This is a genomic window from Brevundimonas sp. (assembly GCF_032017145.1).
In the GTDB taxonomy this organism is placed as follows: domain Bacteria; phylum Pseudomonadota; class Alphaproteobacteria; order Caulobacterales; family Caulobacteraceae; genus Brevundimonas.
Genome location: NZ_DALZQC010000058.1, coordinates 1 through 20,815, shown reverse-complemented (window position 1 = coordinate 20,815; position 20,815 = coordinate 1). Strand labels below are relative to the sequence as shown.

26 protein-coding genes and 1 pseudogene are annotated in these 20,815 nt (G+C 66.8%); 13 read left to right on the top strand and 14 right to left on the bottom strand.

The genetic code is table 11. The features are described from left to right. A pseudogene (locus RTU05_RS10915) lies at positions 1–236 on the top strand (hypothetical protein); the annotation flags it as partial. Between the two features lie 115 nt (positions 237–351). Here RTU05_RS10915 and RTU05_RS10910 read toward each other — a convergent pair. After that, positions 352–1,704 (bottom strand): outer membrane protein transport protein, encoded by a 1,353-nt coding sequence (locus RTU05_RS10910; protein ID WP_312598200.1) that lies wholly within the window; start codon positions 1,702–1,704, stop codon positions 352–354. A gap of 343 nt (positions 1,705–2,047) precedes the next feature. Here RTU05_RS10910 and map point away from each other — a divergent pair, with 343 nt between their 5' ends. From map to RTU05_RS10865, 9 genes are all read left to right on the top strand, one after another. Then, positions 2,048–2,866 carry a type I methionyl aminopeptidase gene (gene map / locus RTU05_RS10905; RefSeq protein WP_312598198.1) on the top strand — a complete coding sequence of 273 codons (819 nt, stop codon included), beginning with the start codon at positions 2,048–2,050 and terminating at the stop codon, positions 2,864–2,866. 315 nt (positions 2,867–3,181) lie between these two features. Continuing rightward, positions 3,182–3,673, top strand: a complete 492-nt coding sequence (locus RTU05_RS10900) for a hypothetical protein (protein ID WP_312598196.1) — start codon at positions 3,182–3,184, stop codon at positions 3,671–3,673. Between the two features lie 61 nt (positions 3,674–3,734). Continuing rightward, on the top strand, positions 3,735–4,460 hold the full coding sequence (locus tag RTU05_RS10895; RefSeq protein ID WP_312598194.1) for a hypothetical protein: 726 nt from the start codon (positions 3,735–3,737) through the stop codon (positions 4,458–4,460). Positions 4,461–4,556: 96 nt separating this feature from the next. After that, positions 4,557–5,282, top strand: coding sequence for a RadC family protein (gene radC, locus RTU05_RS10890; protein ID WP_312598192.1), 726 nt, complete (start codon positions 4,557–4,559; stop codon positions 5,280–5,282). Beyond that, on the top strand, positions 5,279–5,800 hold the full coding sequence (locus RTU05_RS10885; RefSeq protein WP_312598190.1) for a GNAT family N-acetyltransferase: 522 nt from the start codon (positions 5,279–5,281) through the stop codon (positions 5,798–5,800). Before radC ends, RTU05_RS10885 begins: the two co-directional genes overlap by 4 nt. A 55-nt stretch (positions 5,801–5,855) precedes the next feature. After that, positions 5,856–6,098: a BolA family transcriptional regulator gene (locus RTU05_RS10880; protein ID WP_312598188.1), complete on the top strand. Its 243-nt coding sequence runs from the start codon at positions 5,856–5,858 to the stop codon at positions 6,096–6,098. 4 nt (positions 6,099–6,102) lie between these two features. Beyond that, entirely contained in the window at positions 6,103–7,008 is a 906-nt protein-coding gene (locus RTU05_RS10875; protein ID WP_312598186.1) for an aldo/keto reductase, read from the top strand. Between the two features lie 81 nt (positions 7,009–7,089). Next, positions 7,090–7,443 (top strand): Grx4 family monothiol glutaredoxin, encoded by a 354-nt coding sequence (grxD, locus tag RTU05_RS10870; RefSeq protein WP_248118129.1) that lies wholly within the window; start codon positions 7,090–7,092, stop codon positions 7,441–7,443. Further along, the gene (locus RTU05_RS10865; RefSeq protein ID WP_312598183.1) at positions 7,443–7,877 is read left to right on the top strand and encodes a thioesterase family protein; all 435 of its coding nucleotides are present in this window, start codon (positions 7,443–7,445) and stop codon (positions 7,875–7,877) included. Before grxD ends, RTU05_RS10865 begins: the two co-directional genes overlap by 1 nt. A 143-nt stretch (positions 7,878–8,020) precedes the next feature. Here RTU05_RS10865 and RTU05_RS10860 read toward each other — a convergent pair whose 3' ends face one another. Continuing rightward, entirely contained in the window at positions 8,021–8,401 is a 381-nt protein-coding gene (locus RTU05_RS10860) for a hypothetical protein (RefSeq protein WP_312598181.1), read from the bottom strand. Between the two features lie 275 nt (positions 8,402–8,676). Between RTU05_RS10860 and RTU05_RS10855 the strand changes: the two genes are divergently transcribed. Then, the gene (locus RTU05_RS10855) at positions 8,677–9,780 is read left to right on the top strand and encodes an NADH:flavin oxidoreductase/NADH oxidase (RefSeq protein ID WP_312598179.1); all 1,104 of its coding nucleotides are present in this window, start codon (positions 8,677–8,679) and stop codon (positions 9,778–9,780) included. A 62-nt stretch (positions 9,781–9,842) separates the two neighbouring features. On the opposite strand, the gene RTU05_RS10850 is transcribed toward RTU05_RS10855, so the two are convergent. From RTU05_RS10850 to rpsD, 3 genes are all read right to left on the bottom strand, one after another. Continuing rightward, entirely contained in the window at positions 9,843–12,206 is a 2,364-nt protein-coding gene (locus tag RTU05_RS10850) for an EAL domain-containing protein (protein ID WP_312598177.1), read from the bottom strand. A 99-nt stretch (positions 12,207–12,305) separates the two neighbouring features. Next, positions 12,306–12,689 (bottom strand): hypothetical protein, encoded by a 384-nt coding sequence (locus RTU05_RS10845; protein ID WP_312598175.1) that lies wholly within the window; start codon positions 12,687–12,689, stop codon positions 12,306–12,308. A 133-nt stretch (positions 12,690–12,822) separates the two neighbouring features. After that, on the bottom strand, positions 12,823–13,440 hold the full coding sequence (rpsD, locus tag RTU05_RS10840; RefSeq protein ID WP_017504690.1) for a 30S ribosomal protein S4: 618 nt from the start codon (positions 13,438–13,440) through the stop codon (positions 12,823–12,825). Positions 13,441–13,696: 256 nt separating this feature from the next. Here rpsD and RTU05_RS10835 point away from each other — a divergent pair, with 256 nt between their 5' ends. Continuing rightward, positions 13,697–13,918 (top strand): hypothetical protein, encoded by a 222-nt coding sequence (locus RTU05_RS10835; protein ID WP_312598173.1) that lies wholly within the window; start codon positions 13,697–13,699, stop codon positions 13,916–13,918. A 3-nt stretch (positions 13,919–13,921) separates the two neighbouring features. On the opposite strand, the gene RTU05_RS10830 is transcribed toward RTU05_RS10835, so the two are convergent. The 9 genes from RTU05_RS10830 to RTU05_RS10790 all read right to left on the bottom strand — a co-directional run bounded on the left by RTU05_RS10830 (position 13,922) and on the right by RTU05_RS10790 (position 19,706). Beyond that, positions 13,922–14,869: an MBL fold metallo-hydrolase gene (locus RTU05_RS10830; protein ID WP_312598171.1), complete on the bottom strand. Its 948-nt coding sequence runs from the start codon at positions 14,867–14,869 to the stop codon at positions 13,922–13,924. A gap of 88 nt (positions 14,870–14,957) precedes the next feature. Next, on the bottom strand, positions 14,958–15,569 hold the full coding sequence (locus RTU05_RS10825) for a superoxide dismutase (protein WP_312598169.1): 612 nt from the start codon (positions 15,567–15,569) through the stop codon (positions 14,958–14,960). Between the two features lie 106 nt (positions 15,570–15,675). Next, positions 15,676–15,900 carry a hypothetical protein gene (locus RTU05_RS10820; RefSeq protein WP_312598168.1) on the bottom strand — a complete coding sequence of 75 codons (225 nt, stop codon included), beginning with the start codon at positions 15,898–15,900 and terminating at the stop codon, positions 15,676–15,678. 40 nt (positions 15,901–15,940) lie between these two features. Next, positions 15,941–16,780 (bottom strand): S-formylglutathione hydrolase, encoded by an 840-nt coding sequence (fghA, locus tag RTU05_RS10815; RefSeq protein ID WP_312598166.1) that lies wholly within the window; start codon positions 16,778–16,780, stop codon positions 15,941–15,943. After that, the gene (locus tag RTU05_RS10810) at positions 16,777–17,190 is read right to left on the bottom strand and encodes a type II toxin-antitoxin system VapC family toxin (RefSeq protein WP_312598164.1); all 414 of its coding nucleotides are present in this window, start codon (positions 17,188–17,190) and stop codon (positions 16,777–16,779) included. Before RTU05_RS10810 ends, fghA begins: the two co-directional genes overlap by 4 nt. Further along, the gene (locus RTU05_RS10805) at positions 17,187–17,414 is read right to left on the bottom strand and encodes a FitA-like ribbon-helix-helix domain-containing protein (protein ID WP_312598162.1); all 228 of its coding nucleotides are present in this window, start codon (positions 17,412–17,414) and stop codon (positions 17,187–17,189) included. The genes RTU05_RS10810 and RTU05_RS10805 overlap by 4 nt, the downstream gene beginning before the upstream one ends. A gap of 40 nt (positions 17,415–17,454) precedes the next feature. Next, positions 17,455–17,838 (bottom strand): VOC family protein, encoded by a 384-nt coding sequence (locus RTU05_RS10800; protein ID WP_312598160.1) that lies wholly within the window; start codon positions 17,836–17,838, stop codon positions 17,455–17,457. A gap of 66 nt (positions 17,839–17,904) precedes the next feature. Then, positions 17,905–18,597, bottom strand: a complete 693-nt coding sequence (locus RTU05_RS10795) for an SDR family NAD(P)-dependent oxidoreductase (protein WP_312598158.1) — start codon at positions 18,595–18,597, stop codon at positions 17,905–17,907. Positions 18,598–18,599: 2 nt separating this feature from the next. Further along, the gene (locus tag RTU05_RS10790) at positions 18,600–19,706 is read right to left on the bottom strand and encodes an S-(hydroxymethyl)glutathione dehydrogenase/class III alcohol dehydrogenase (protein ID WP_312598156.1); all 1,107 of its coding nucleotides are present in this window, start codon (positions 19,704–19,706) and stop codon (positions 18,600–18,602) included. A 156-nt stretch (positions 19,707–19,862) separates the two neighbouring features. Here RTU05_RS10790 and RTU05_RS10785 point away from each other — a divergent pair, with 156 nt between their 5' ends. Beyond that, positions 19,863–20,753 (top strand): LysR family transcriptional regulator, encoded by an 891-nt coding sequence (locus tag RTU05_RS10785; protein ID WP_312598154.1) that lies wholly within the window; start codon positions 19,863–19,865, stop codon positions 20,751–20,753. The last annotated feature ends 62 nt before the right edge of the window (positions 20,754–20,815 follow it).

The window sequence follows — 20,815 nt, the reverse complement described above, 5'->3', positions numbered from 1 at the left end:
GCCCCGAAGGCGGCGGCCAGCCCCACCGCCAGCGTCGCAACCGCCCCGGCGGCGAGGCGGCGGCTCCGCGTCCGGAGAAGACCTACAACCCGATGGCCGGCGAAAAGACCACGCCGCGCGAACCCCGCCAGGTCGACGCCCGCAAGAGCGAGCCGCGCCCGGAAGGTGAAATGAAGCGCCGCCCCCGTCGCCGCCCGTCGAACGGCGGCAAGGGCTATGGCGCCGCCAAGGGCTGACGTCCAGCCTGCGTCATCCTCGGTTCGAGCCGAGGATGACGGGTCGGAAATCGACAAAGAAAAACGGCGGCTCCTTCGCAGGAGCCGCCGTTCTCATGTCAGGCGTATGGAAGGCTTAGAAGTTCCAGGTCGCGCCCAGCGAGAAGCCGACGCCATTGCCCTTGGCCTCGCCCCGCAGGTTCGAGATGACCAGGCCATTGCCATAGACGTCGCGCGTGTCGTTGATCGCGGCGGTGTCGATGTCGATGTAGGTCACGGCGCCGTCGAAGGTCATCGAACCCATCGTCTTGGACAGGCCGGCGGCGTAGAGCCAGCGGTCGCCGTCCGGGATGCGGGCGGTGCGGTGATCGTCCGGGGTCGGGGTCGGGTCGTAGCCCACGCCCGCGCGGAAGGTCATGGTCGGGTCGATCTTGTAGTCGAAGCCGACCGCGCCGGTGGTGACGTCGTCATAGTCCTGAACGATGGTCGAGGCGCCGTTGGCGCCGTAGTTGACGCGGATGGCGTCGAACTTGCTCCAGCCGATCTGGTTGACCTGGGCGTTCAGGGTCAGGCGGTCGTTGACGGCGTAGCGGGCCGAGAGGGTGGCGTACCACGGCGTGGTGAACTTGGCCGTGCCGTCCGCCGAGACGTTGGCGCCGGCCAGGACGCCGGTCAGACCCGAGATGTTCACCGTGCCGTCAAGCTCGTGCTTGATTTCCGAACGGTAGGACAGGCCCAGGTCAAGCTTGCCGAAATGCATCTGGGCGCCGGCGTTCCAGCCATAGTTCCAGCCGTCGCCTTCCAGCTGGTTGCGACCGTCGGTGGACGGCGAAACGACATAGGCGGGCGACAGGACGGCGGGGATCGGCGCGTTCGGCAGAGCCGACGACAGTGTGGCCTTGGCGTACTGGGCGTCGAAGCCGGCGCCGATGTCCAGCCAGTCGGTGACCTTGGCGGCGGCGACCAGGCTGACGTTGGCGGAACGCAGTTCCGACGTCAGAGCGTCGTAGCGGGCGAAATCGTCCGGCAGATATTTGGTGGTGAAGTTGTAGGGCGCCTGGACCGCCAGACCGACGTTGAAGCGGTCGCCGATCGGGGTCGAGATGGCGAAGTTCGGCACGATGCCGCTTTCGACCACGTCATGGACGTGCGGATCGCCGTTGACCGGATAGGTGCGGCTGACAACGCCGACGCCGGCGACGGGTACATTGTAGGTCAGGGTCGAACCACGGTTGTCGACGCTGGAGTCCAGGATCAGGCCGTGCATGCCCGTATAGACTTCGCGCGACGTGCCGGCGATGGCGGCGGGGTTCCACCACAGCGACTGAACGCCCTTGTCGGCGCCGACGCCGGCGTTGGCGCGGCCCTGGCCGCGCGTCGATTGTTCCTGAACATAGAACGAACCGGCCATGGCGGGCGCGGCGACGCCGGCCAGAAGGGCGGTGGTCAGGGCGATGCCGCCCGCGCGGGCGAGAGTCCTGGAGGTCATGTACCATTCCTAAGTGGAGCCCCCGCCATCAAACGCGGCGGTGGGGTGTCGGGGAGAGACGTTGCCGCAGCGCTTTCGACCAGAAAGCGTTGCACGCATGGCCGCTGTCTGCTCCGATCCGGGCGAAACTGTGTCATCAAAGCTGCACACGATCACACCCGCGCGAGGTTCCGTTGCGGCAAGAAGCCGTCGCGGAATCACCGACTTACGCGACCCAAAGCGCACGGAACCCTGATCCGCCGGATTTCCTTGCCCGGCCCTGTCGCCCCAAGATCGCCTTGTGCATCCGTGATATAAGGGCCATCTGCAGCGCGACCCGCCATCAAGCCTGATCGAAGCCCCCATGTACGAAACGCCCGAACTGGAAACCGACGTCCTGGTCCGCTCCAGCGCCATCCGCATCCACAGCCCCGAGGATTTCGAGGGGATGCGCAAGGCCGGCCGGCTGGTCGCCGAGGCCCTGGACATGATCGCGCCCCATGTGAAGCCGGGCGTGACGACGGGCGCCATCGACGACCTGATCCGCGAATTCACCCTGGACCACGGCGGTCTGCCCGCCTGCCTGGGCTACAAGGGCTATGAGAAGACGGTCTGCACCTCGATCAACCACGTCGTCTGCCACGGCATCCCCGGCGACAAGGTTCTGAAGGAAGGCGACATCGTCAACATCGACCACACCGTCATCGTCGACAGCTGGCACGGCGATTCCAGCCGGATGTATGCGGTGGGCGAGATCAACGCCCGCGCCAAGCGCCTGATCGACGTCACTTATGAATCGCTGGAGCTGGGTCTGGCGCAGGTCAAGCCGGGCAATACGTTCGGCGACATCGGCTTCGCCATCCAGAAGTTCGTCGAGGCCCAGCGCATGAGCGTGGTGCGCGACTTCTGCGGCCACGGCATCGGCCGGGTGTTCCACGACAGCCCCAATGTCCTGCACTACGGCCGCAAGGGCGACGGCGCCGTCCTGAAGGCGGGCATGTTCTTCACCGTCGAGCCGATGGTGAACCTGGGCAAGCCGCAGGTGAAGGTGCTGTCCGACGGCTGGACCGCCGTGACCCGCGACAAGTCCCTGTCGGCCCAGTGCGAACACACCATCGGCGTGACCGAAGACGGGCTGGAGATCTTCACGGCCTCGCCGGCGGGACTGTTCCGGCCGAACTGACGGCGAGCGAGCGGGGTTAGTTCGGCCGCTCTTACCAGCCCGTCATTCCGGGGCGGAGCAAAGCGAAGAACCCGGAACCCAGGACTACAGTCACATCGTTGGATGCGTTCGACGCCAGATGCACAACTCCTGGGTTCCGGGTTCGTCCTTCGGACGCCCCGGAATGACGGGGGGTCTAGCGAATGTCGCTTGTGCGGCGACAAAAGGGTTGGCGTTCTCTCGCTGCACCCAGCCACGTCGACCGATTGATCCAGCGAGGGTTGCGCACCGCAGAACAGCGACGCTAGGTTGCCGAAGCGCAATCTGGAGCCGGACATGAAGGGGGCTTATGTCGTCGTCGGCCTATCGGTCGTGATGTCGGGGTGTGTCGCCGACCGAACGCCGCCGGCAACAGCCCTGATCGCGTCAGCGAACGTCTCGCCCGAAGTTCAGCGCTGCGTCCCGCTGCAGACCAAGGCGACCTTCAGTTGCTGGTGGTCGGGCCCGGACGCGCCCTTGACCCATTGCGTTAACTACTCGGATGAAGCGCCCGCCTGTAATCTGAAGGCCCGCGGCGGCGCCTATCTTGGCCGCGGCGCGCCCGGCGGCGGCAATATGCTCGAACAGCAAAAGCCGAAATGGCAGATCATCAGCGTCTTCGCAGACGCCGAGGGTCGAGTGGGCCTCGCCGCCGAGCGGATGGACGGGACGCGGTTCCTGAGCCACCATGACCAATCGCCGCCGCCCGACGGGCGCCCGTCCGTGCCGGTATGGCCGAGGTGGCCTGCGGGACTGGAGTTCGGCCCAGAACAGACGGTGCGACGATGACGAAAAGGGCATGGAGCCATCACGGTCGCTTTCGCGCGTGGGTAGTGAAGGGTTCGGTCGCATGAAGCGGGCCGCGATACCGCTGCTGCTTCTGGTCGTCGGTTGCGCGCCGAAGTTCGATCAGGCCGGAGCGCGGGTTCATCTGAACGCCGGCTACAGCCAGTTGTCCGTGCCGTCTGAAGAACGGTCGGTCGATCAGGTCGGAACCGCCAACAGCCGCGACCTGGCCCTTTGGCTGACGCCGGAGCGTGCCGACAGGATCGAGACGGCCGTGATATCGTCGAGCATGCCGCCGGCCCCGCCGGGCAGTGTCGTCATAACGCTGGTCGAAACCCCAGGTCTGGTGGCGCAAGGCGTTTGCCAGACGGCCAAGAACAGCTTCTTCGGTGAAGATGAAACCGTTCGAGGAAAACCCACCGTTCGAGTGGGTCTCGGATCGCGCCAGGTCCTGTATCGCGCAGCCGACACGGCTGGAGGCTGCACCAAGGCTCCGGACGCGCCTGACGGTTTCTCGGCCCTTTCACCTGAAGCCGCGATGGGCGTGCTTCGCGCCTATGGGCACGCCCTTGCGGCGCTCAGCCATGCAGACCGAAACGCCGATACGGCGCGGGATTTTCTTGCGCCAAGCCAGATCGTGTCCGCCTCACCCTGTCTGGGAGAGACGCATTGCCTGTCCTTCGCGCTCGCCCCGTCGCCAGCAGCGCCACACGGTTGGGACGTGACCTACAGATACCGTCTCGGTCGGCAGGCCCACCTCAGCACGCTGTCCAAGCCGCCGCCGTCATAGCGCACACAACAGGCGATATCGGCACACGCTGCACTTGCGCCCATCGCCAGATCGACCGATCCTGCAAAGGTTGCGCATCTGCGAGCCTGACGGCGTATGACCGACGAACTCACCGCCAAGCCCAAGCCGCGTCACAGCGGCCATCGCGACCGCTTGCGCGAGCGGGCGGCGAAGGGGGGATTGGGCGCCCTGCCCGACTATGAGCTGCTGGAACTGCTGCTGTTCCGCAGCGTGCCCTATAAGGACGTCAAGCCGCTGGCCAAGGACCTGCTGGCGCGGTTCGGCGGGCTGGAGGGGATCGGAGCGGCCAGCCACGAGGCGGTGGAGGATCAGGTCGCACGCTCGATGGGCTATGTCCCCGGCAAGGCGACGCGGGCGGTGGCGCTGGATCTGCAGCTGATCTTCGACGTGACGCGGCGGATCGCGCGCGAGCCGGCGGCCAAGCGCGCGGTGATCTCGTCATGGAGCGCGCTGCTGGCCTATGTGCGGGTCGCCCTGCAGCATGAGCCGCGCGAGCAGTTTCGGGTCCTGTATCTGGATAAGAAAAACCAGTTGATCCTGGACGAGGTGCAGAACCGGGGCACGGTGGATCATGCGCCGGTCTATCCGCGCGAGGTGGTGCGCCGCGCGCTGGAGCTGTCGGCCAGCGCCCTGATCCTGGTCCACAACCATCCGTCCGGCGACCCCACGCCCAGCCGCGCCGACGTGGAGATGACGAAACAGGTTGTGCAGGCCGGCCGCGCCCTTAACGTCGAGGTTCACGATCACTTGGTCGTCGGCCGCGACGGGGTGGCCAGTCTGAAGCAACTGGGGCTGATGTGACGACGCAAACGACCCTGACGAGCGAACGGCTGGTGCTGACGCCCGCCGCGCCGGGCGACTTCGACGATCTGACGGCCCTTTGGTCGAACGAGGACTTCACCCGACACATCATGGGCCGGGCGCTAGGACCGGAAGAGGTGTGGTTCCGGCTGCTGCGCGACATCGGCCACTGGACGGCGCTCGGACATGGCAACTGGTCGATCCGGTTGAGGGGCGACGGCGCCTATGTCGGTAGCGTGGGGGTGCTGAACTATCACCGCGAACTGACGCCCGCCCTCGATGCGCCGGAACTGGGCTGGGGCGTGGCGCCGGCGTTTCAAGGCATGGGCTATGCCGCCGAGGCGGTCGCGGCCGCCCTGGCCTGGACCGAGGCGGCCGGCATGGCGCGCACGGTCTGCATGATCGCGCCGGAGAACCTGGCGTCGCTGAAACTGGCGGCGCGCGTCGGTTTTCGCGCCTATGACGTGACCACCTACAAGGATCGTCGGGTCCAGCTGTTCGAGCGGGCCGCGACGTAGGCCGGCATTAAGGTTTATCGGTCATCGTGACAGGGACAGTTCCGAGAGTTCCGCCATGCCCATGTCCGTCGAAACGCTGCGCCAGCATCTGGTCGAGGCCTTTCCCGACGCCGAGATCGCCATCGAGGATCTGGCCGGCGACGGCGACCATTACCGCGCCCGCATCGTAGCCAGCGCCTTTTCCGGCGTGCCCCGCGTGAAACAGCATCAGCTGGTCTATGCGGCGCTGAAGGGACAGATGGGCGGCGAACTGCACGCCCTGGCGCTGGAAACCTCGGCGCCGGTCCAGGAGGGATAGGGTCATGCGCTATCGCCCGTTCGGCGTTTCCGGCTCCGCCATTTCGAACCTGACGCTCAGCTTCGGAGCGGCGGCGCTGGCGCGCGGGCGCGAGGCGGGGCTGGATTTGCTGTATTCGGCGCTGGAGGCGGGGATCAACAGCTATCGGCTGGAGACGGCCGACCCGGTGGCGGCCGAGGTGCTGGGCCAGGCCCTGTCGCACGTGGACCGCAAGCTGGTCTATGTCAGCGTGACCCTGGGGACCGGCGACGGCCGGGGCGACATGGGCGCCCGCGACTTCTCGGCCGAGGGCATGACCGGCGCCATCGACCGGGTGCTGCACTTCTCGGGCCTGGGCTGGATCGACATGGCCGTGCTGCACGAGCCAGGCGAGACGGAGCTGGCGCAGTCGTCGCTGGCGGCGCTGAAGGCGCTGCGCAAGACCGGGCGCATCCGCCTGTTGGGCATCGCCGGGGGCGGGCCGGTGATGGACGCCTATGTCTCGACCGGCGCGTTCGACGCCCTGCTGACGCCGTTCGACATCAACGCCGGCTGGCCGATCCGCAACCGCATCCGTTCGGCCCGCGAACAGGACATGGCCGTCTTCGCCTATGACTTCTACATCGACCAGCGCACGCGCGCGCCGGACGCCCCGGTGTTCAAGAAGGGGTTGTTCGGCCTGGGGGGCGGCAAACGGCCCGTGGACACGCCCAGGAAGGACGCCTTCGGTTTTCTGTACCGGACCCCGAACTGGACGGCCGAGGCCATCTGCCTGTCCTACGTCCTGACCGATCCGTCGGTGTCCAGCGTGATCGTGGGGCCGACGGACACCGACCGGCTGGCCCTGCTGGCCGCCGCGCCCGAGCGGGACATGCCGCCGGGACTGGCCGCCCAGATCGAGATGGCGCGCGTCGTGGCTAACGCCGCGTGATAGACACGGCGGATCGTCGCGCACGCCTTGACCGCGCCCTCCGCGCTCCCTAGCTGACGGGCTTCACGAAAGGCCCATCCCGTGACCGACACCGTTCAAGCCGCCGACCCCGTCCACGCCTTCATTGGCGACACCGTCGCCCAGCACGATGTGGTGCTGTTCATGAAGGGTACGCCCGACCAGCCGCGTTGCGGCTTCTCGTCCCTGGCGGTGCAGATCCTGGATCATGTCGGCGCCGCCTTCGTGGGTGTGGACGTCCTGCAGGACGAGGCCCTGCGCGAAGGCATCAAGAGCTTCACCGACTGGCCCACCATTCCTCAGCTTTATGTGAAGGGCGAGTTCGTGGGCGGATCGGACATCATCCGCGAAATGTTCCAGGCCGGCGAACTTCAGGCCCTGATGGTCGAGAAGGGCGTTCCGCTCGGCGAGGCCTGATGGCCAGGAAGACCCTGACCCCGCGCGAGGACCGGGAGGTCTTCGTCGTGCCGCTGGACGTGCGGCCCGAGCACATCGACGCCAACGACCATGTCAACAACGTCGTCTATGTCGGCTGGCTGCAGGACGCGGGCACGGCCCACTGGAACGCGCGCTTCGACGCGGCGACGCGGGCGAAATGGTCGTGGGTCGCGACCCGGCATGAGATCGACTATCTGCGCGGCATCGAACCGGGGGCGACGGGCATCGTCGCCCGCACCTGGGTCGGCGAACCGCAAGGGCCGCGCTTCAACCGCTATGTCCGCATCGAGGACGATCAGGGCCGCGTCTGCGCCCAGGGCGTGACCGAATGGGTGCTGGTAGACGCCAGGACCCTGAGGCCCCAACGCATTCCGCCTGAAATGCTGGGCGTGTTCGAGGCGGCGGCAGGCTGACCCCGCCAACGCTCCGTCATCCTAGGCCCTGTGCCTAGGATCCATAATCGCGTTGTCTGACGTCAGCGTACATCGCGGACATACCGGGCGTATGGATCCTCGCCAAAAGGGCGAGGATGACGAGATGAGATGGGCTCTGCGCCTTACTTCAACGGATTGAGGATGCGGGCGGGCGTGCCGGCGTCCAGGCCCAGGTCGGCGTAGGTCCAGCGCAGTTCGACGCCGTTGGGGACCAGGGCCTTGCACAGGTCCTGTTTGGTGCGGCGCAGGGTGATCTCGACAGGGGTGTTGTCCGCCACCGCCACCTCGAAGTCCGACGCCTGGGTGCAGCCGTTGGAATCGACGCGCACGACCAGGGCGCCGTCGACGAAACGGGCCTCGCGGATGGCCTCGGCCGGCGGGGCGTCGTTGCGGGTGACGTTGACCGAGACGTTCTCGCCCGCGCTGCTGTCATAGATGACGCAGGCGCTCAGCAGGGGGGCGGCCACGACCGCCGCCGCCAGACCCTTGACCAGGCCCCGCATCACTGACCCGCAGCCGGGGAGGTGATGACGCGCGTGGTCGGCTTTTCGGTCGAGACGATGATGCAGCCCGACAGCAGAGGCGCGGCGATGGCGATGGCGAGAGCGAGACGAAGCATTTGGGTTCCCCTTTGAAAGCTTGACCCTTTGTGCCGCGCGGGTCGCATCGGCACACGTGAATAATCCGCAAGCTGGATGAACAATCGGAAAGGCGCCGGTTGAACCGGTCCCCCGCGGACCTAGTTGAATAGCCTCCCCTCCCCATCGGACGCCTTGTCATGAGCTTGCTGTTTTCGCCCCACCCCGTGGGCCCGTTGACCCTGAAGAACCGGGTCGTGATCGCGCCCATGTGCCAGTATTCGGCCGTCGAGGGCGTGCCCCAGCCCTGGCACGCGCAGCACCTGGGGCGGCTGGCCATTTCAGGCGCGGGGCTGGTTATCGTCGAGGCGACGGGGGTCGAAGCGGCGGGCCGCATCACGCCCGACGACACCGGCCTGTGGAACGATGAACAGGCGGCCGCCTTCGCCGCGATCATCCGCGACATCCGCACCTATAGCGACACGCCCATCGGCATCCAGTTGGGCCATGCGGGCCGCAAGGCCTCGACCAGCGCGCCGTGGAAGGGCGGCGGGGCGCTGACGGTGGAAGACGGCGCCTGGGAGACGTTCGGCCCCTCGGCCCTGCCGTTCAAGGCCGACTGGCACACGCCGACCCAGATGACCGAGGCCGACATGGATCGCGTGGTGGCGGCGTTCGCGGCGGCCGCGCAGCGGGCCGAACGCGCCGGGTTCGATCTGGCCGAACTGCACGCCGCCCACGGCTATCTGTTGAGCGAGTTCCTGTCGCCGATCTCCAACCAGCGGACAGACGCCTTCGGCGGTTCGGCCGAGAACCGGGCGCGCTTTCCGCTGCGGGTCGCCCAGGCCGTGCGCGACGCCTGGCCCAGGGACAAGGCGCTGGGCGCGCGGTTCAACGGCTCGGACTGGGTCGAGGGGGGCGTGGCGCTGGACGAGGTGACGGCCTTCGGCCGGGCGCTGCATGACATGGGCTATGACTATCTGCACCTGACGTCGGGCGGCAATGTCGCGCGGGCGGACATTCCCGGCGACCAACCGGGATACCAGCTGCCTTTCGCCGCGGCGGTCAAGGCGGCGGCGCCCCGCGCGGCGGTCATGGCGGTGGGCATGATCTTCGACCCGCGACAGGCCGAGGACATCGTGGCGTCCGGCCAGGCGGACCTGATCGCCATCGCGCGGGCCGCGCTGGACGACCCGCACTGGGCGCACCACGCCGCCGTGGCTCTGGGCGAGGAAGAGCGGCTGCCGAAACAGTATGGGCGGGCCGGCAGTTCGACGTGGCCGGGATACGGGCGAAGCGTCTAGCGCGCGTTTCCCATCGTCATTCCGGGACGTCCGAAGGACGAACCCGGAATGACCATGGGGGGTCAGGCGGCCGCAGAGACCATCGGCGGATTGGCGTCCCACAGCACACGAGCGGCGGGCTGGATTTCGGCGTCTGCCGTCTTTTGCGGCCGTCCCAGCAGATAGCCCTGAACCTCGTCGCAGCCCTGGTCGCGCAGGAAGCTGAGCTGGTCCAGCGTCTCCACACCCTCGGCCAGCACCGGGATGTGCAGGCTTTCGCCCAGGGCCAGGACGGCGCGGATGATGGCGGCGGATTCCGGCCCGCCGTCCAGTTCGGACATGAAGGAGCGGTCCAGCTTGATCTTGTCGAACGGGAAGGCGCGCAGGGTCGACAGCGACGAATAGCCGGTGCCGAAGTCGTCCATGGCGATGGAGACGCCCAGCAGTTTCAGCTGGCGCAGGACGTGGGTCGTGCGCTCCATGTCGGTGATCATGGCCGTCTCGGTGATCTCCAGCTCCAGCCGCGACGGCGACAGGCCCGTTTCGATCAGAACCTGATGCACCAGGCGCGGCAGATCGACGTGGCCCAGTTGGACCGGCGACAGGTTGACGGCGATCTTGTGCGGCTCGGGCCAGCGGGCCGCCTCGGCGCAGGCGGTGCGCAACACCCACTCCCCGATCGGCAGGATCAGCCCGTTCTCCTCGGCCAGGGGGATGAAATCGGCCGGCGAAATGAAGGTCCCGTCTGGCTGGATCCAGCGCAGCAGCACCTCATAGCCGGTGATCGCGCCGGTATCGACGGCGGCCTGGATCTGCCAGTTCAGGCTGAACTGACCCTGGTCCAGGGCCTCACGCATCTGCTGGGCCATGCGGCGGCGGCTGCGGACGGCCTCGTCCATCTCCTCTTCATAGAAGCAGACGTCCGCGCCCAGCGACGCCTTGGCCCGATACATGGCCAGGTCGGCGTCGTTGATCAGGGCCGAGGCGTTGTCGGCGTCGTCAGGCCAGACCGCAATGCCGACGCTGAGACCGCAGGACACCTCGGCGTGGTCCAGCATGACCGGCGCGGTGACGGCGGCGCGCAGGCGTTCGGCCAGGTCCAGCGCATCCTCGCGATGCTGGACTGGCACGACGGCGACGAACTCGTCCCCGCCCAGGCGGGCCACGAACTCGCCGGGGCGCAGGGCGGCGCGCATCCGCTCGGCCACCCGGATCAGCAGTTGGTCGCCGGCGGCGTGGCCGTGGACGTCGTTGACCTCCTTGAAGCGATCCATGTCCATGGCCAGCAGGGCGACCTTGGCGGCGGCGGTCGGGTCGGACGTCTGGCGCGTCAACCACTCCAGGAAGGACGAGCGGTTGGGCAGGCCGGTCAGACCGTCGTTGCGCGCCAGATGGGCGATGCGACGCTCCTGCGCTAGGCGGGTGCGCAGATCGCGCACCGCATAGATCATTATGTCGCTTTCGACCGCGCGGCCGCCGTCGCGACGGACGGCGACCTCCACCGGGATTTCAGCGCCGGCCGGACCGATCAGGCGCGACTGGGTCAGACTGCCGACCTGAAGATGGGCCAGATCGGTCATCCAACGCGCCAGCGGTTCGCCGATCAGCGCGTCATGCTGGACGCCGGCCAGATCGGCGAAGGCGGCGTTGGCGGCCAGGATCAGGCCGTCCTGTTCGACCACCATGCCATCGACGCTGCCCTCCAGCAGATGCTCCAGACGCGCCTTGGCCTGGATGCGGAACTGCATGTCCAGGGCGTAGGTGGCGATTCCGGCGCCCAGCATCATCAGCCCCACGGCCGAGACGGCGAAGGCCAGAACCACATTGGCGCTGTCGGCGGCGGCGGCGTCCATCAGGGGGGCCAGCGGGATCACCGTCATGGCCGCCATGCCGGTGAAGTGCAGGGTCACAATGCCCAGAACCATCAGCACGACCGGCGCCGCCTTGCCCGGCCGCCGGGCCAGGTGGAAGGCGAGGCCGCCGAAGATCAGGGCCCCGGCGACGGAGGCGGCGACATAGGCCCCAGACCAGTGGACGACCGCGTCCGTGGCGAAACCGGCCATGCCCGTATAGTGCATCGCCACCACGGTCAGGCCGAACAGCACGCCGCCCAGTTCTGCGGACCCGCGCATGGCGCGCGAGGCGACCCACAGGGCGAAGCCGCTGCCCAGCATGGCCACCCCCAGCGACAGGCCGGTCAGCAGCGGTTCGTAGTCGGCCGCCACACCGGGCTCATAGGCGATCATGGCCACGAAATGAGTGCACCAGATGGTCGTCCCGGTCGCCACCGCGCCCATGAAGCTCCAGGCCAGACGCGTGCCCTTCTCGGCCGCGCGCAGACGGCGGAACAGGCGGAAGGTGATGCTCGACCCGATCAGGCACAGAAGGGCGGCGAGCCCGACCAGCCAGAGGTTATGGTCGTCGGTCAGGCAGGTGAAAAAGCGCATGGAGGCTACGAACCGGGAGAAAACAGCCCGGTCTGGTAACGGACGAGTTTTAACCAGACGCGCCCGAACAGGCTTAACGAAACCCTTCGCGCGGGGAGGTCAGGAGCGTGGCAACTGGTAGGGGTTGTTGACGCTGACCGGCGCGCCGGGCGTCAGGCCCAGTTCCTGGAACGACCACTTCAGCTCGACACCCTGGACCAGGTCCTGGCGACATTTGTCTTCGTCGATGCGACGCAGGGTGATGACCGCCTGCCCGCCCTGCAGGCTGACGATGGGGATCAGATCGTCCTTCTTGGTGCAGCCGTTGGAGCTGACCCAGAAGATGGCCTCGTCCTTGGTGAAGGTCGCGGCGTGGATCGGCTCCAGTTCGCCCGGCATGCCGCGCGTCGAGACGGTGGGTTCGGTCGTGGCGCAGCCGGACAGGACCGCAGCGCCGGCGGCGACGGCGCATAGGACGATGCGTGCGATGATGGAGCCGTTCAAGCGACGACCTTCCCCAGATCTCCAGGCCCGATGGCGCAGAGTGCGCCTGTTCGCCCGTGAAGGGAACAGGGCGAAAGACGAAGGGCCCCGGACGAATCCGGGGCCCTTCCAACTCAATCGGTCGAAACGCGACTTACGAGGCGTAGTATTCGACGACCAGGTTCGGTTCCATCTTCACGGCGTAAGGCACGTCCGACAGTTCCGGCACGCGAACGTAACGGACCGAGAACGAACGATCCGACAGTTCCAGATAGTCCGGCACGTCACGTTCCGACGACTGCTGGGCTTCCAGCACCAGCGCCATGTTGCGCGACTTTTCCTTCACGGTGACGACGTCTTCCGGCTTCACGCGGTAGGAGGCGATGTCGACCTTCTTGCCGTTGACCAGGACGTGGCCGTGGCTGACGAACTGACGGGCGGCCCAGACGGTGGGCACGAACTTGGCGCGGTAGACGATGGCGTCCAGGCGCGATTCCAGCAGGCCGATCAGGTTTTCCGAGGTGTTGCCCTTGCGGCGGGCGGCCTCGTCATAGGTCTTGGCGAACTGCTTTTCGGTGATGTTGCCGTAGTAGCCCTTCAGCTTCTGCTTGGCCTTCAGCTGCAGGCCGAAGTCGGAAACCTTGGACTTGCGGCGCTGGCCGTGCTGACCGGGGCCGTAGGAACGCTTGTTGACCGGCGACTTGGAGCGGCCCCACAGGTTTTCACCCATGGCCCGGTCGATCTTGTACTTGGCGCTGTGGCGCTTGGACATTCTATTCTCTTTTCGACGATACGGCCCGGCATCCCCTGGATTGGGAATGCGATCTCAACGGCGGTCCACGCATCTTCCGTCATGACCGCGCCCGGCGGCGAACCGTCGGACGTGGAAGGCGGCGCTTATGGCCAGACGCGCCCACAGAGTCAAGGCGCGCGGGCCGTTAAGCATGATGGACGGGAACGAAGGCGCGATCCTCCGCCTTCTGTCTGATGACGCAACCGAGCCCTGCACCCGAACAAGGAGGAGTGGAATGCATCGCGAAGACAAGAGCTTCCAGACCGGCCTCTCCGAACAGGGGGTCGAGGCGCTGAAACGCCAGTTGGTCGATCTGGTCGAACCGCTGACGGACGGTCAGCTGCTCGAACTCGCCGACGGCATCCATGAGATGCTGCGCCAGCGCCGGATGGTGCGCCGCCATCACGCCGAGCGGATGCAGGATCTGATGCCGCCCGGCGTGGACCTGCTGGTCTGAGATCTATTTAGAAGCCGACTGGGTCGATTGGGCTTCCGAGATGAACATGGCCCGACCCTCGCGCGTGGCGATCTTGCCCAGCCCCGGGAACGGGAAGTGGTAGGCGTAGATGTGGGCGCCCGAGTTGCGCAACGCCGTCACCTCGTCCAGCCGCGCCTTCTCGCCCGCCGCTTGATCGTCGTCGTATCCGACTTTCCAGTCGGGATGTTCCACCGACAGGATCCAGTGATGCATCAGGTCGCCGGTATAGAGCAGTTGGTTCTGACCGTCGGCGATCAGATAGGCGACGTGGCCCGGCGTATGGCCGGCCGTGTCTTGGGCCGTGACGCCGGGCGCCACCTCCCCGCCAGGGTTGAAGGCCTGGACCTTGGGCGTGATGATCCGCACCAGATCGGACATCTCGGGCTTGGCGCGCAGGGACGCCCATTCCGCCTGCGACATCCGAATGGCGGCGTTGGGGAAGGCCAAGGCGCCGTTCGCGACCAGACCGCCGACGTGGTCCGGGTGGCCATGCGAGATCAGGACGTCGGTGATGGCGGCCGGATCGAAGCCGGCGGTGCGCAGGCTCTGCATCAACTGGCCCTTGCCCTGACCCAGGCCGGTGTCGAACAGCATCGTCCGGTCGCCGTTTCTGACCAGCAGCGGATGGATCTCCAGCATGATGGGATCGGCCGGCTGGCCGGCGGCGGTCAAGGGGGCGGCGACCGCCTGGGGCGTCAGGCCGACGCCGAACACCGCATTGTCGTTCGGCACGGGGTTCTGGCCGTCGAACAGGGCGATGGCGTCCAGGCCGCCGATCTTGAAGCGATAGACCGGCTTTTCGGCCGGGGCCGCGACCGTCTGGGTCGGGTTGGGCGGGGCGGGATCGCCGGCCTTCTGCTCGCCGGCCGGCTGCTGGCAGGCCGCCAGGGTCAGGCAGGCCAGGGCCGCCCCCGTCATCGTCATCCGCATCGCGTTCGTCTCCGTTGGAATGAGATGAATCGAAAACGCCCGCCGGAGGTTCCGGCGGGCGTCGTCATGTCTCGATCTGGGGCCGGCCTTACTTGGCGGCGGCGTACAGTTCGTTGACCTTGTTCCAGTTCACCACCGTCCAGAAGGACTTCAGATAGTCGGCGCGGCGGTTCTGGTATTTCAGATAGTAGGCGTGTTCCCAGACGTCGGCGCCCAGGACGACGGCGCCCTTCTCGTCGGCGACATCCATCAGGGGGTTGTCCTGGTTGGGGGTCGAGGTGATCTTCAGCTTGCCGTCCTGAACGATCAGCCAGGCCCAGCCGGAACCGAATTGAGCGGCGCCGGCGGCGTTGAAGTCTTCCTTGAACTTGTCCATTCCGCCCAGATCGGCGTCGATGGCGGCCTTAAGCTCGGCCGACGGTTCGCCAGCCTGATCGGCCGGGGCCAGCAGTTCCCAGAACAGGCTGTGGTTCCAGTGACCGCCGCCGTTGTTGCGAACAGCCTTCGGCGCCTTGGAGATGTTGGCGAACAGCTCTTCCAGCGACTTGCCCTGCAGGCCGGCGTCGGCGTCGACGGCCTTGTTCAGGTTGTCGACATAGGTCTGGTGGTGCTTGTCGTGGTGGAAGGTCATCGTCTCCTTGTCGATGGCCGGCTCCAGCGCGTCATAGGCGTAGGGCAGCGGGGGCAGGGTGAAGGCCATGGAGAGCTCCTTTTTCCGACAGTCTTGATGGACGACACATAGGCGCCCGTTCGTGAAACCCAAGCGACAAAAGCCGGATTCGTTCCGCCTTATCGGCCCGGAACGGTCAAGCTGGCAAGTTCGCCTTCAGGCAGTCGCGCACCGCCCGCTTCAGATCGCCCGGCGCATTGGGTTCATCCACGCCCTCGGCCGCGAAGACGGCGCGCACGGCCGCGTCCAGGCCCCTGGGCAGAGCCTCGATCACGCGCTTCTGACCCTTTTCGTGCAGGCAAAAGCCCACCTCGCGGCACAGGGCGGAAAACATCGGTTCGTAGGCGTCGAGAGCGGTCATGGTGCCCCTCTAGCATCGGGGGCGGCGATGGGACAGCCGATCAGCCCTTCAGACGCCGCGCATGGAAGGCGACGTGGTCGGCGATGAAGCTGGCCATGAAGAAATAGGAGTGGTCGTAGCCCGGCTGCATCCTGATGGTGACCGTCTGACCCGCAGCGTCGGCGGCGGCCTGCAGCAGTTCGGGCTTCAACTGGTCGGTCAGGAAGCTGTCGGCGTCGCCCTGGTCGATCAGGATGTCGTCGTACACGCCCTTGGCCGCGCCGGACGCCATCAGCTTGGCGGCGTCATGCCGGTCCCAGGCGGCGCGGTCGCCCCCCAGATAGGCGGTGAAGGCCTTCTCGCCCCACGGCACGACCGACGGCGACACGATGGGCGCAAAGGCCGAGACCGAGCGGAACAGGTCGGGATGTTTCAGCGCAAGGGTCAGGGCGCCATGCCCGCCCATCGAATGGCCCGAGATCGCGCGCACGCCCGTCGTCGGGAACTCGGCGTCGATCAGGCGGATCAGTTCGCCCGTGACGTAAGATTCCATGCGGAAGTTCGGCGCCCATGGCTCTTGCGTCGCATCGACATAGAAGCCCGCACCCTGCCCCAGGTCATAGGCCGGATCGTCGGCGACGCCTTCGCCGCGCGGGCTGGTGTCGGGCGCCACGATGATGACGCCCTGCTCGGCGGCGGCGCGATAAGCTCCGGCCTTGGTGGTGAAATTGTCCTCCGTGCAGGTCAGGCCCGACAGCCAGATCAGGACCGGAAACGGCCCCTCTCCGCCCGGCGTGAAGACCGACAGGGTCATGGGCGTGCCGGTCGTCTCGCTGTCGTGCTTCAGATAGCGAAGGGTTCCGCCGTGGACGATGTGGGTCTTGGTGGTTTCGAAGGTCATGCGTCCTCGCTGATCAACACTGTCTCAACGCCCAAGGCGCGACTTTTCTCGGCAAGTCGCCGATCAGCCGTGACAAGGGGCATGCTCCCATCACGCGCCAGAACGAGATAGAGGCAGTCATAAACGGGATGGTCGATTTGCGCGGATAGTCGCTGCGCCCGTTCCAACAACCGCTCATCCGGTGTCAAATCCATGATGTCATCGAGTACAGCGACGCCTTCCACCACAGCGTCGAGCGGCGCAGCGCCAAGCCGCACATATTTCCAGAGCGCGTTGGCCACCTCAATCTGGATGAGACGAGGCGCGGCAGCCTCATAGCGTTCGCGCGCCGCAAGCGCCGGTGGCGCCAGACGATCGTCGGCGACCAACCATTTCACGGCGACACTGGCATCAAAGACGGCGACAGTCACCTGTCGCGATCTTCACGGATCATCGCGGTCGTATCCAGAACCACGTCGCGCGTGCTTTCGCGAATGCGTGCCGCCACCCGCTGAAATCGCTCTTCGGCCATTTGAACTTCGCGCGCCGCCATATCCCTGAACTTCTGCTCCAGGGATATGTTCTGCGCCTTCGCCATCACCTTGAGGCGGGCGACTATACGATCATCCAGATCACGGACGAGAACCTGAGCCATGCGCTTATGATAGCGTAGCGCTAGCATCGAGGCAAGCTGGTCACCCCTCGCGGTGCATGGCGCAGATCTTGTTGCCGGAAGGATCGCGCAGATAGGCCAGGATCATCGGGCCGTAGGGTCCGTTGCGTTCGCCCGGCGGGTCTTCGATGGCGCGGCCGCCGGCGGCGACGCCCGCGTCATGAAAGGCCTGAACCGCCGCGGCGTCCTTGGCGAAGAAGCCGATGGTGCCGCCATTGGCGTGGCAAGCCGGTTCGCCATCGATGGGCGCGCCGACCGCAAAGGCGCCCAGCCGCGTCCGCCACCAGTAGCGCCCCTTGGGGTCGGGCCCCTGCCCCGGCGCGACGCCAAGCGCGCCAAGCGCGGCGTCATAGAACCGGCGCGACGCCTCGATGTCGTTGGCGCCGACGGTGACGTGGGTGAACATGACGAGCCCTCCTGATCTATAGTCGGCGGACGATAGCCAAGACCATCTCTTTTGGCAACGGACCCGTCACCAGGGGACAGGCTGACCGTCGCGGTCCAGATAGCGCAGTCCCGGCCGCCCTCTCTGGGCCAGGATCACCTCGACCAGTTTGGGGATGCTGTCCTCGATCGTATAGGGCGCATCGGACCCGCCGAGATCGGTTTTAATCCAGCCGGGCGCCAGCAACAGCAGGGCGCGGGGGTCGTCGGCGCGGCGGGCGGCGTAGCTGCGCATCAGCATGTTCAAGGCCGCCTTGGAGGCGCGATAGGCGTCCACGCCGCCGCCCTTGTCGTTGGCGAGGCTGCCCTGGCCCGAGGACATGACGCCGATCACCCCGTCCGACGCGACCCGGTCGCCCAACGCCTCGACCACCTGAAGCGGCGCCCAGGCGTTGGTGGCCATCAGGCGGGTGAAGTCGTTCAGCGAGGTGTCGGCGATGGCGCCGGGCGCGTCGGCCACGCCCGCATTGACGAACAGACAGTCGAACCGTCGATCCGACAGCCGTTCCACCAGCGCCCTGACCTGGGCGCCATCCGTGATGTCCAGCGTCTCGATCTCAAGCGCCGGATGATCGGCCGCCAGAGCGTGCATGGACGATCCAGAGGACCGGACGGTGGCGACCACGGACCATCCCAGCTTCAGGAAGGCCTCGGCCAGGGCCAGGCCCAGGCCCCGCGACGCCCCGATCAGCAGGATGGAGCCCGTCGTCGCCCCGGCCATGGTCAGAACACCACGACGCTGCGGATGCTCTTGCCCTCGTGCATCAGGTCAAAGGCCTTGTTGATGTCTTCCAGGCCGAAGGTGTGGGTGATCATCGGGTCGATCTCGATCTTGCCGTCCATGTACCAGTCGACGATCTTGGGCGTGTCGGTGCGGCCGCGCGCGCCGCCGAAGGCCGAACCGCGCCAGACCCGGCCGGTCACCAGCTGGAACGGGCGGGTGGCGATCTCCTTGCCGGATTCCGCGACGCCGATGACCACGCTCTCGCCCCAGCCGCGGTGGCAGGCCTCAAGCGCCTGACGCATGACGACCGTGTTGCCGGTGCAGTCGAAGGTGTAGTCCGCGCCGCCACCGGTCAGTTCGACCAGATGGGCCACCACGTCGGGCACATCCTTGGGATTGACGAAATGGGTCATGCCGAAACGACGGCCCCATTCTTCCTTGTCGCCGTTGATGTCTACGCCCACGATCATGTCGGCGCCGACCATCTTCAGCCCCTGGATGACGTTCAGGCCGATGCCGCCCAGGCCGAAGACCACGGCGTTGGCGCCCGGCTCCACCTTGGCCGTATTGACCACGGCGCCGACGCCGGTGGTCACGCCGCAACCGACGTAGCAGGCCTTGTCGAACGGCGCGTCCTTGCGGATCTTGGCCAGGGCGATCTCCGGCAGGACCGTATAGTTCGAGAAGGTCGAACAGCCCATATAGTGGGCGATGGCCTGACCCTTGTAGGAGAAGCGGCTGGTGCCGTCGGGCATCAGGCCCTTGCCTTGCGTGCCCCGGATCGAGGTGCACAGGTTGGTCTTGCGCGACAGGCACGACTTACACTGGCGGCATTCGGGGGTGTAGAGCGGGATGACGTGATCCCCGACCGCGACCGAGGTCACGCCCGGCCCCACCTCGACCACCACGCCCGCGCCTTCATGGCCAAGGATGCTCGGGAAGATGCCCTCCGAATCCAGACCGTCCAGCGTATAGGCGTCGGTGTGGCAGATGCCGGTGGCCTTGATCTCGACCAGCACCTCGCCCGCGCGCGGCCCTTCCAGATCGACCTCAACGATTTCGAGGGGGCGTTTGGCTTCGAACGCAACGGCAGCGCGGGTTTTCATACTTTAGGTCCTCCGGAGGCCCCTATCGCTCGCCGCGCGGCGGCTCGCTGCTTGAGGGGGATTGGGTGCGTTACTACGCCCGTTAGAGCGCGGTCGAAACCGCGACAAACGCAAAACATTATTGCTGAACAGGGATAATCATGCTGGATCATCCGCATGACCAGCCGTTGGGACGGGATCGACGAATTCACCGCCGTGGCGGAGCAGGCCAGCTTTTCGGCCGCCGCCAGACGGCTGGGCCTGTCCACATCCGCCGTCAGCCGCGAGATCGCGCGGCTGGAGGACCGGCTGCAGACGCGGCTGCTGAACCGCATCACCCGCCGGGTCGAACTGACCGATGCAGGGCGCGACTTCCTTGCCCGCTGTCGCCGCCTGATCGACGAACGCGACGAGGCCCTGGCCGCCGTCCAACCCGACGACAGCGCCCCGCGCGGCCTGCTGCGAATGACCTGTTCGGTCTCCTATGGCGAGCGGTTCGTGGCCCCGGCGGTCAACCGTTTCGCCCGCGCCCATCTCGAACTGTCCATCGAACTGGATCTGGACAACCGGCTGCGCGACCTGGTCGGCGACGGCTACGACCTGGCGATCCGGTTCGGCCATCTGACCGATTCGCGCCTGATCGCGCGCAGGCTGGCGTCGCGGCGGCTGATCCTGTGCGCCAGTCCCGACTATCTGGCGCGGCGAGGGGCGCCGCGCGATCTGTCCGAGATCGCCAGCCATGACAGCCTGATCGGCTCATCCGAACATTGGCGCTTCACCGAGGCCGGACGTGAAGTGACCCTGCGCCCGACCGGCCGCTGGCGCTGCAACTCGGGCGCCGCCGTGCTGGATGCGGCGCTGCAGGGTCTGGGCCTGTGCCAACTGCCGGACTTCTATGTGGCCGAAGCCCTGGCGTCGGGCGCGCTCGTCTCGCTGCTGGACGACGCCCGTCCGCCGGACGAAGGCGTCTGGGCGGTGCATCCGCACCCCCGTCACGTGCCGCCCAAGGTCCGCGCAATGATCGACGGGCTGCAAGACGCCCTGTCAAGGACGCGACGCCCGCTCTGACGAACCGCTAGGATCTGTGGACTCTAGGGATTCCGGATTAGGCTGAAGCGTGATTCAAGGCT

Bases quoted from the DNA above. Each gene is read 5' to 3' on its own strand.
- RTU05_RS10820 (WP_312598168.1), bottom strand. From the start codon at position 15,900: ATGACCGCTCTCGACGCCTACGAACCGATGTTTTCCGCCCTGTGCCGC.
- radC (WP_312598192.1), top strand. From the start codon at position 4,557: ATGACCGACGAACTCACCGCCAAGCCCAAGCCGCGTCACAGCGGCCAT.
- RTU05_RS10865 (WP_312598183.1), top strand. From the start codon at position 7,443: ATGGCCAGGAAGACCCTGACCCCGCGCGAGGACCGGGAGGTCTTCGTC.
- RTU05_RS10880 (WP_312598188.1), top strand. From the start codon at position 5,856: ATGCCCATGTCCGTCGAAACGCTGCGCCAGCATCTGGTCGAGGCCTTT.
- fghA (WP_312598166.1), bottom strand. From the start codon at position 16,780: ATGACCTTCGAAACCACCAAGACCCACATCGTCCACGGCGGAACCCTT.
- RTU05_RS10785 (WP_312598154.1), top strand. From the start codon at position 19,863: ATGACCAGCCGTTGGGACGGGATCGACGAATTCACCGCCGTGGCGGAG.
- RTU05_RS10875 (WP_312598186.1), top strand. From the start codon at position 6,103: ATGCGCTATCGCCCGTTCGGCGTTTCCGGCTCCGCCATTTCGAACCTG.
- map (WP_312598198.1), top strand. From the start codon at position 2,048: ATGTACGAAACGCCCGAACTGGAAACCGACGTCCTGGTCCGCTCCAGC.
- RTU05_RS10800 (WP_312598160.1), bottom strand. From the start codon at position 17,838: ATGTTCACCCACGTCACCGTCGGCGCCAACGACATCGAGGCGTCGCGC.
- RTU05_RS10855 (WP_312598179.1), top strand. From the start codon at position 8,677: ATGAGCTTGCTGTTTTCGCCCCACCCCGTGGGCCCGTTGACCCTGAAG.
- RTU05_RS10805 (WP_312598162.1), bottom strand. From the start codon at position 17,414: ATGGCTCAGGTTCTCGTCCGTGATCTGGATGATCGTATAGTCGCCCGC.
- RTU05_RS10900 (WP_312598196.1), top strand. From the start codon at position 3,182: ATGAAGGGGGCTTATGTCGTCGTCGGCCTATCGGTCGTGATGTCGGGG.
- RTU05_RS10790 (WP_312598156.1), bottom strand. From the start codon at position 19,706: ATGAAAACCCGCGCTGCCGTTGCGTTCGAAGCCAAACGCCCCCTCGAA.
- rpsD (WP_017504690.1), bottom strand. From the start codon at position 13,440: ATGTCCAAGCGCCACAGCGCCAAGTACAAGATCGACCGGGCCATGGGT.
- RTU05_RS10895 (WP_312598194.1), top strand. From the start codon at position 3,735: ATGAAGCGGGCCGCGATACCGCTGCTGCTTCTGGTCGTCGGTTGCGCG.
- RTU05_RS10850 (WP_312598177.1), bottom strand. From the start codon at position 12,206: ATGCGCTTTTTCACCTGCCTGACCGACGACCATAACCTCTGGCTGGTC.
- RTU05_RS10795 (WP_312598158.1), bottom strand. From the start codon at position 18,597: ATGGCCGGGGCGACGACGGGCTCCATCCTGCTGATCGGGGCGTCGCGG.
- RTU05_RS10825 (WP_312598169.1), bottom strand. From the start codon at position 15,569: ATGGCCTTCACCCTGCCCCCGCTGCCCTACGCCTATGACGCGCTGGAG.
- RTU05_RS10860 (WP_312598181.1), bottom strand. From the start codon at position 8,401: ATGCGGGGCCTGGTCAAGGGTCTGGCGGCGGCGGTCGTGGCCGCCCCC.
- RTU05_RS10835 (WP_312598173.1), top strand. From the start codon at position 13,697: ATGCATCGCGAAGACAAGAGCTTCCAGACCGGCCTCTCCGAACAGGGG.
- RTU05_RS10910 (WP_312598200.1), bottom strand. From the start codon at position 1,704: ATGACCTCCAGGACTCTCGCCCGCGCGGGCGGCATCGCCCTGACCACC.
- RTU05_RS10830 (WP_312598171.1), bottom strand. From the start codon at position 14,869: ATGCGGATGACGATGACGGGGGCGGCCCTGGCCTGCCTGACCCTGGCG.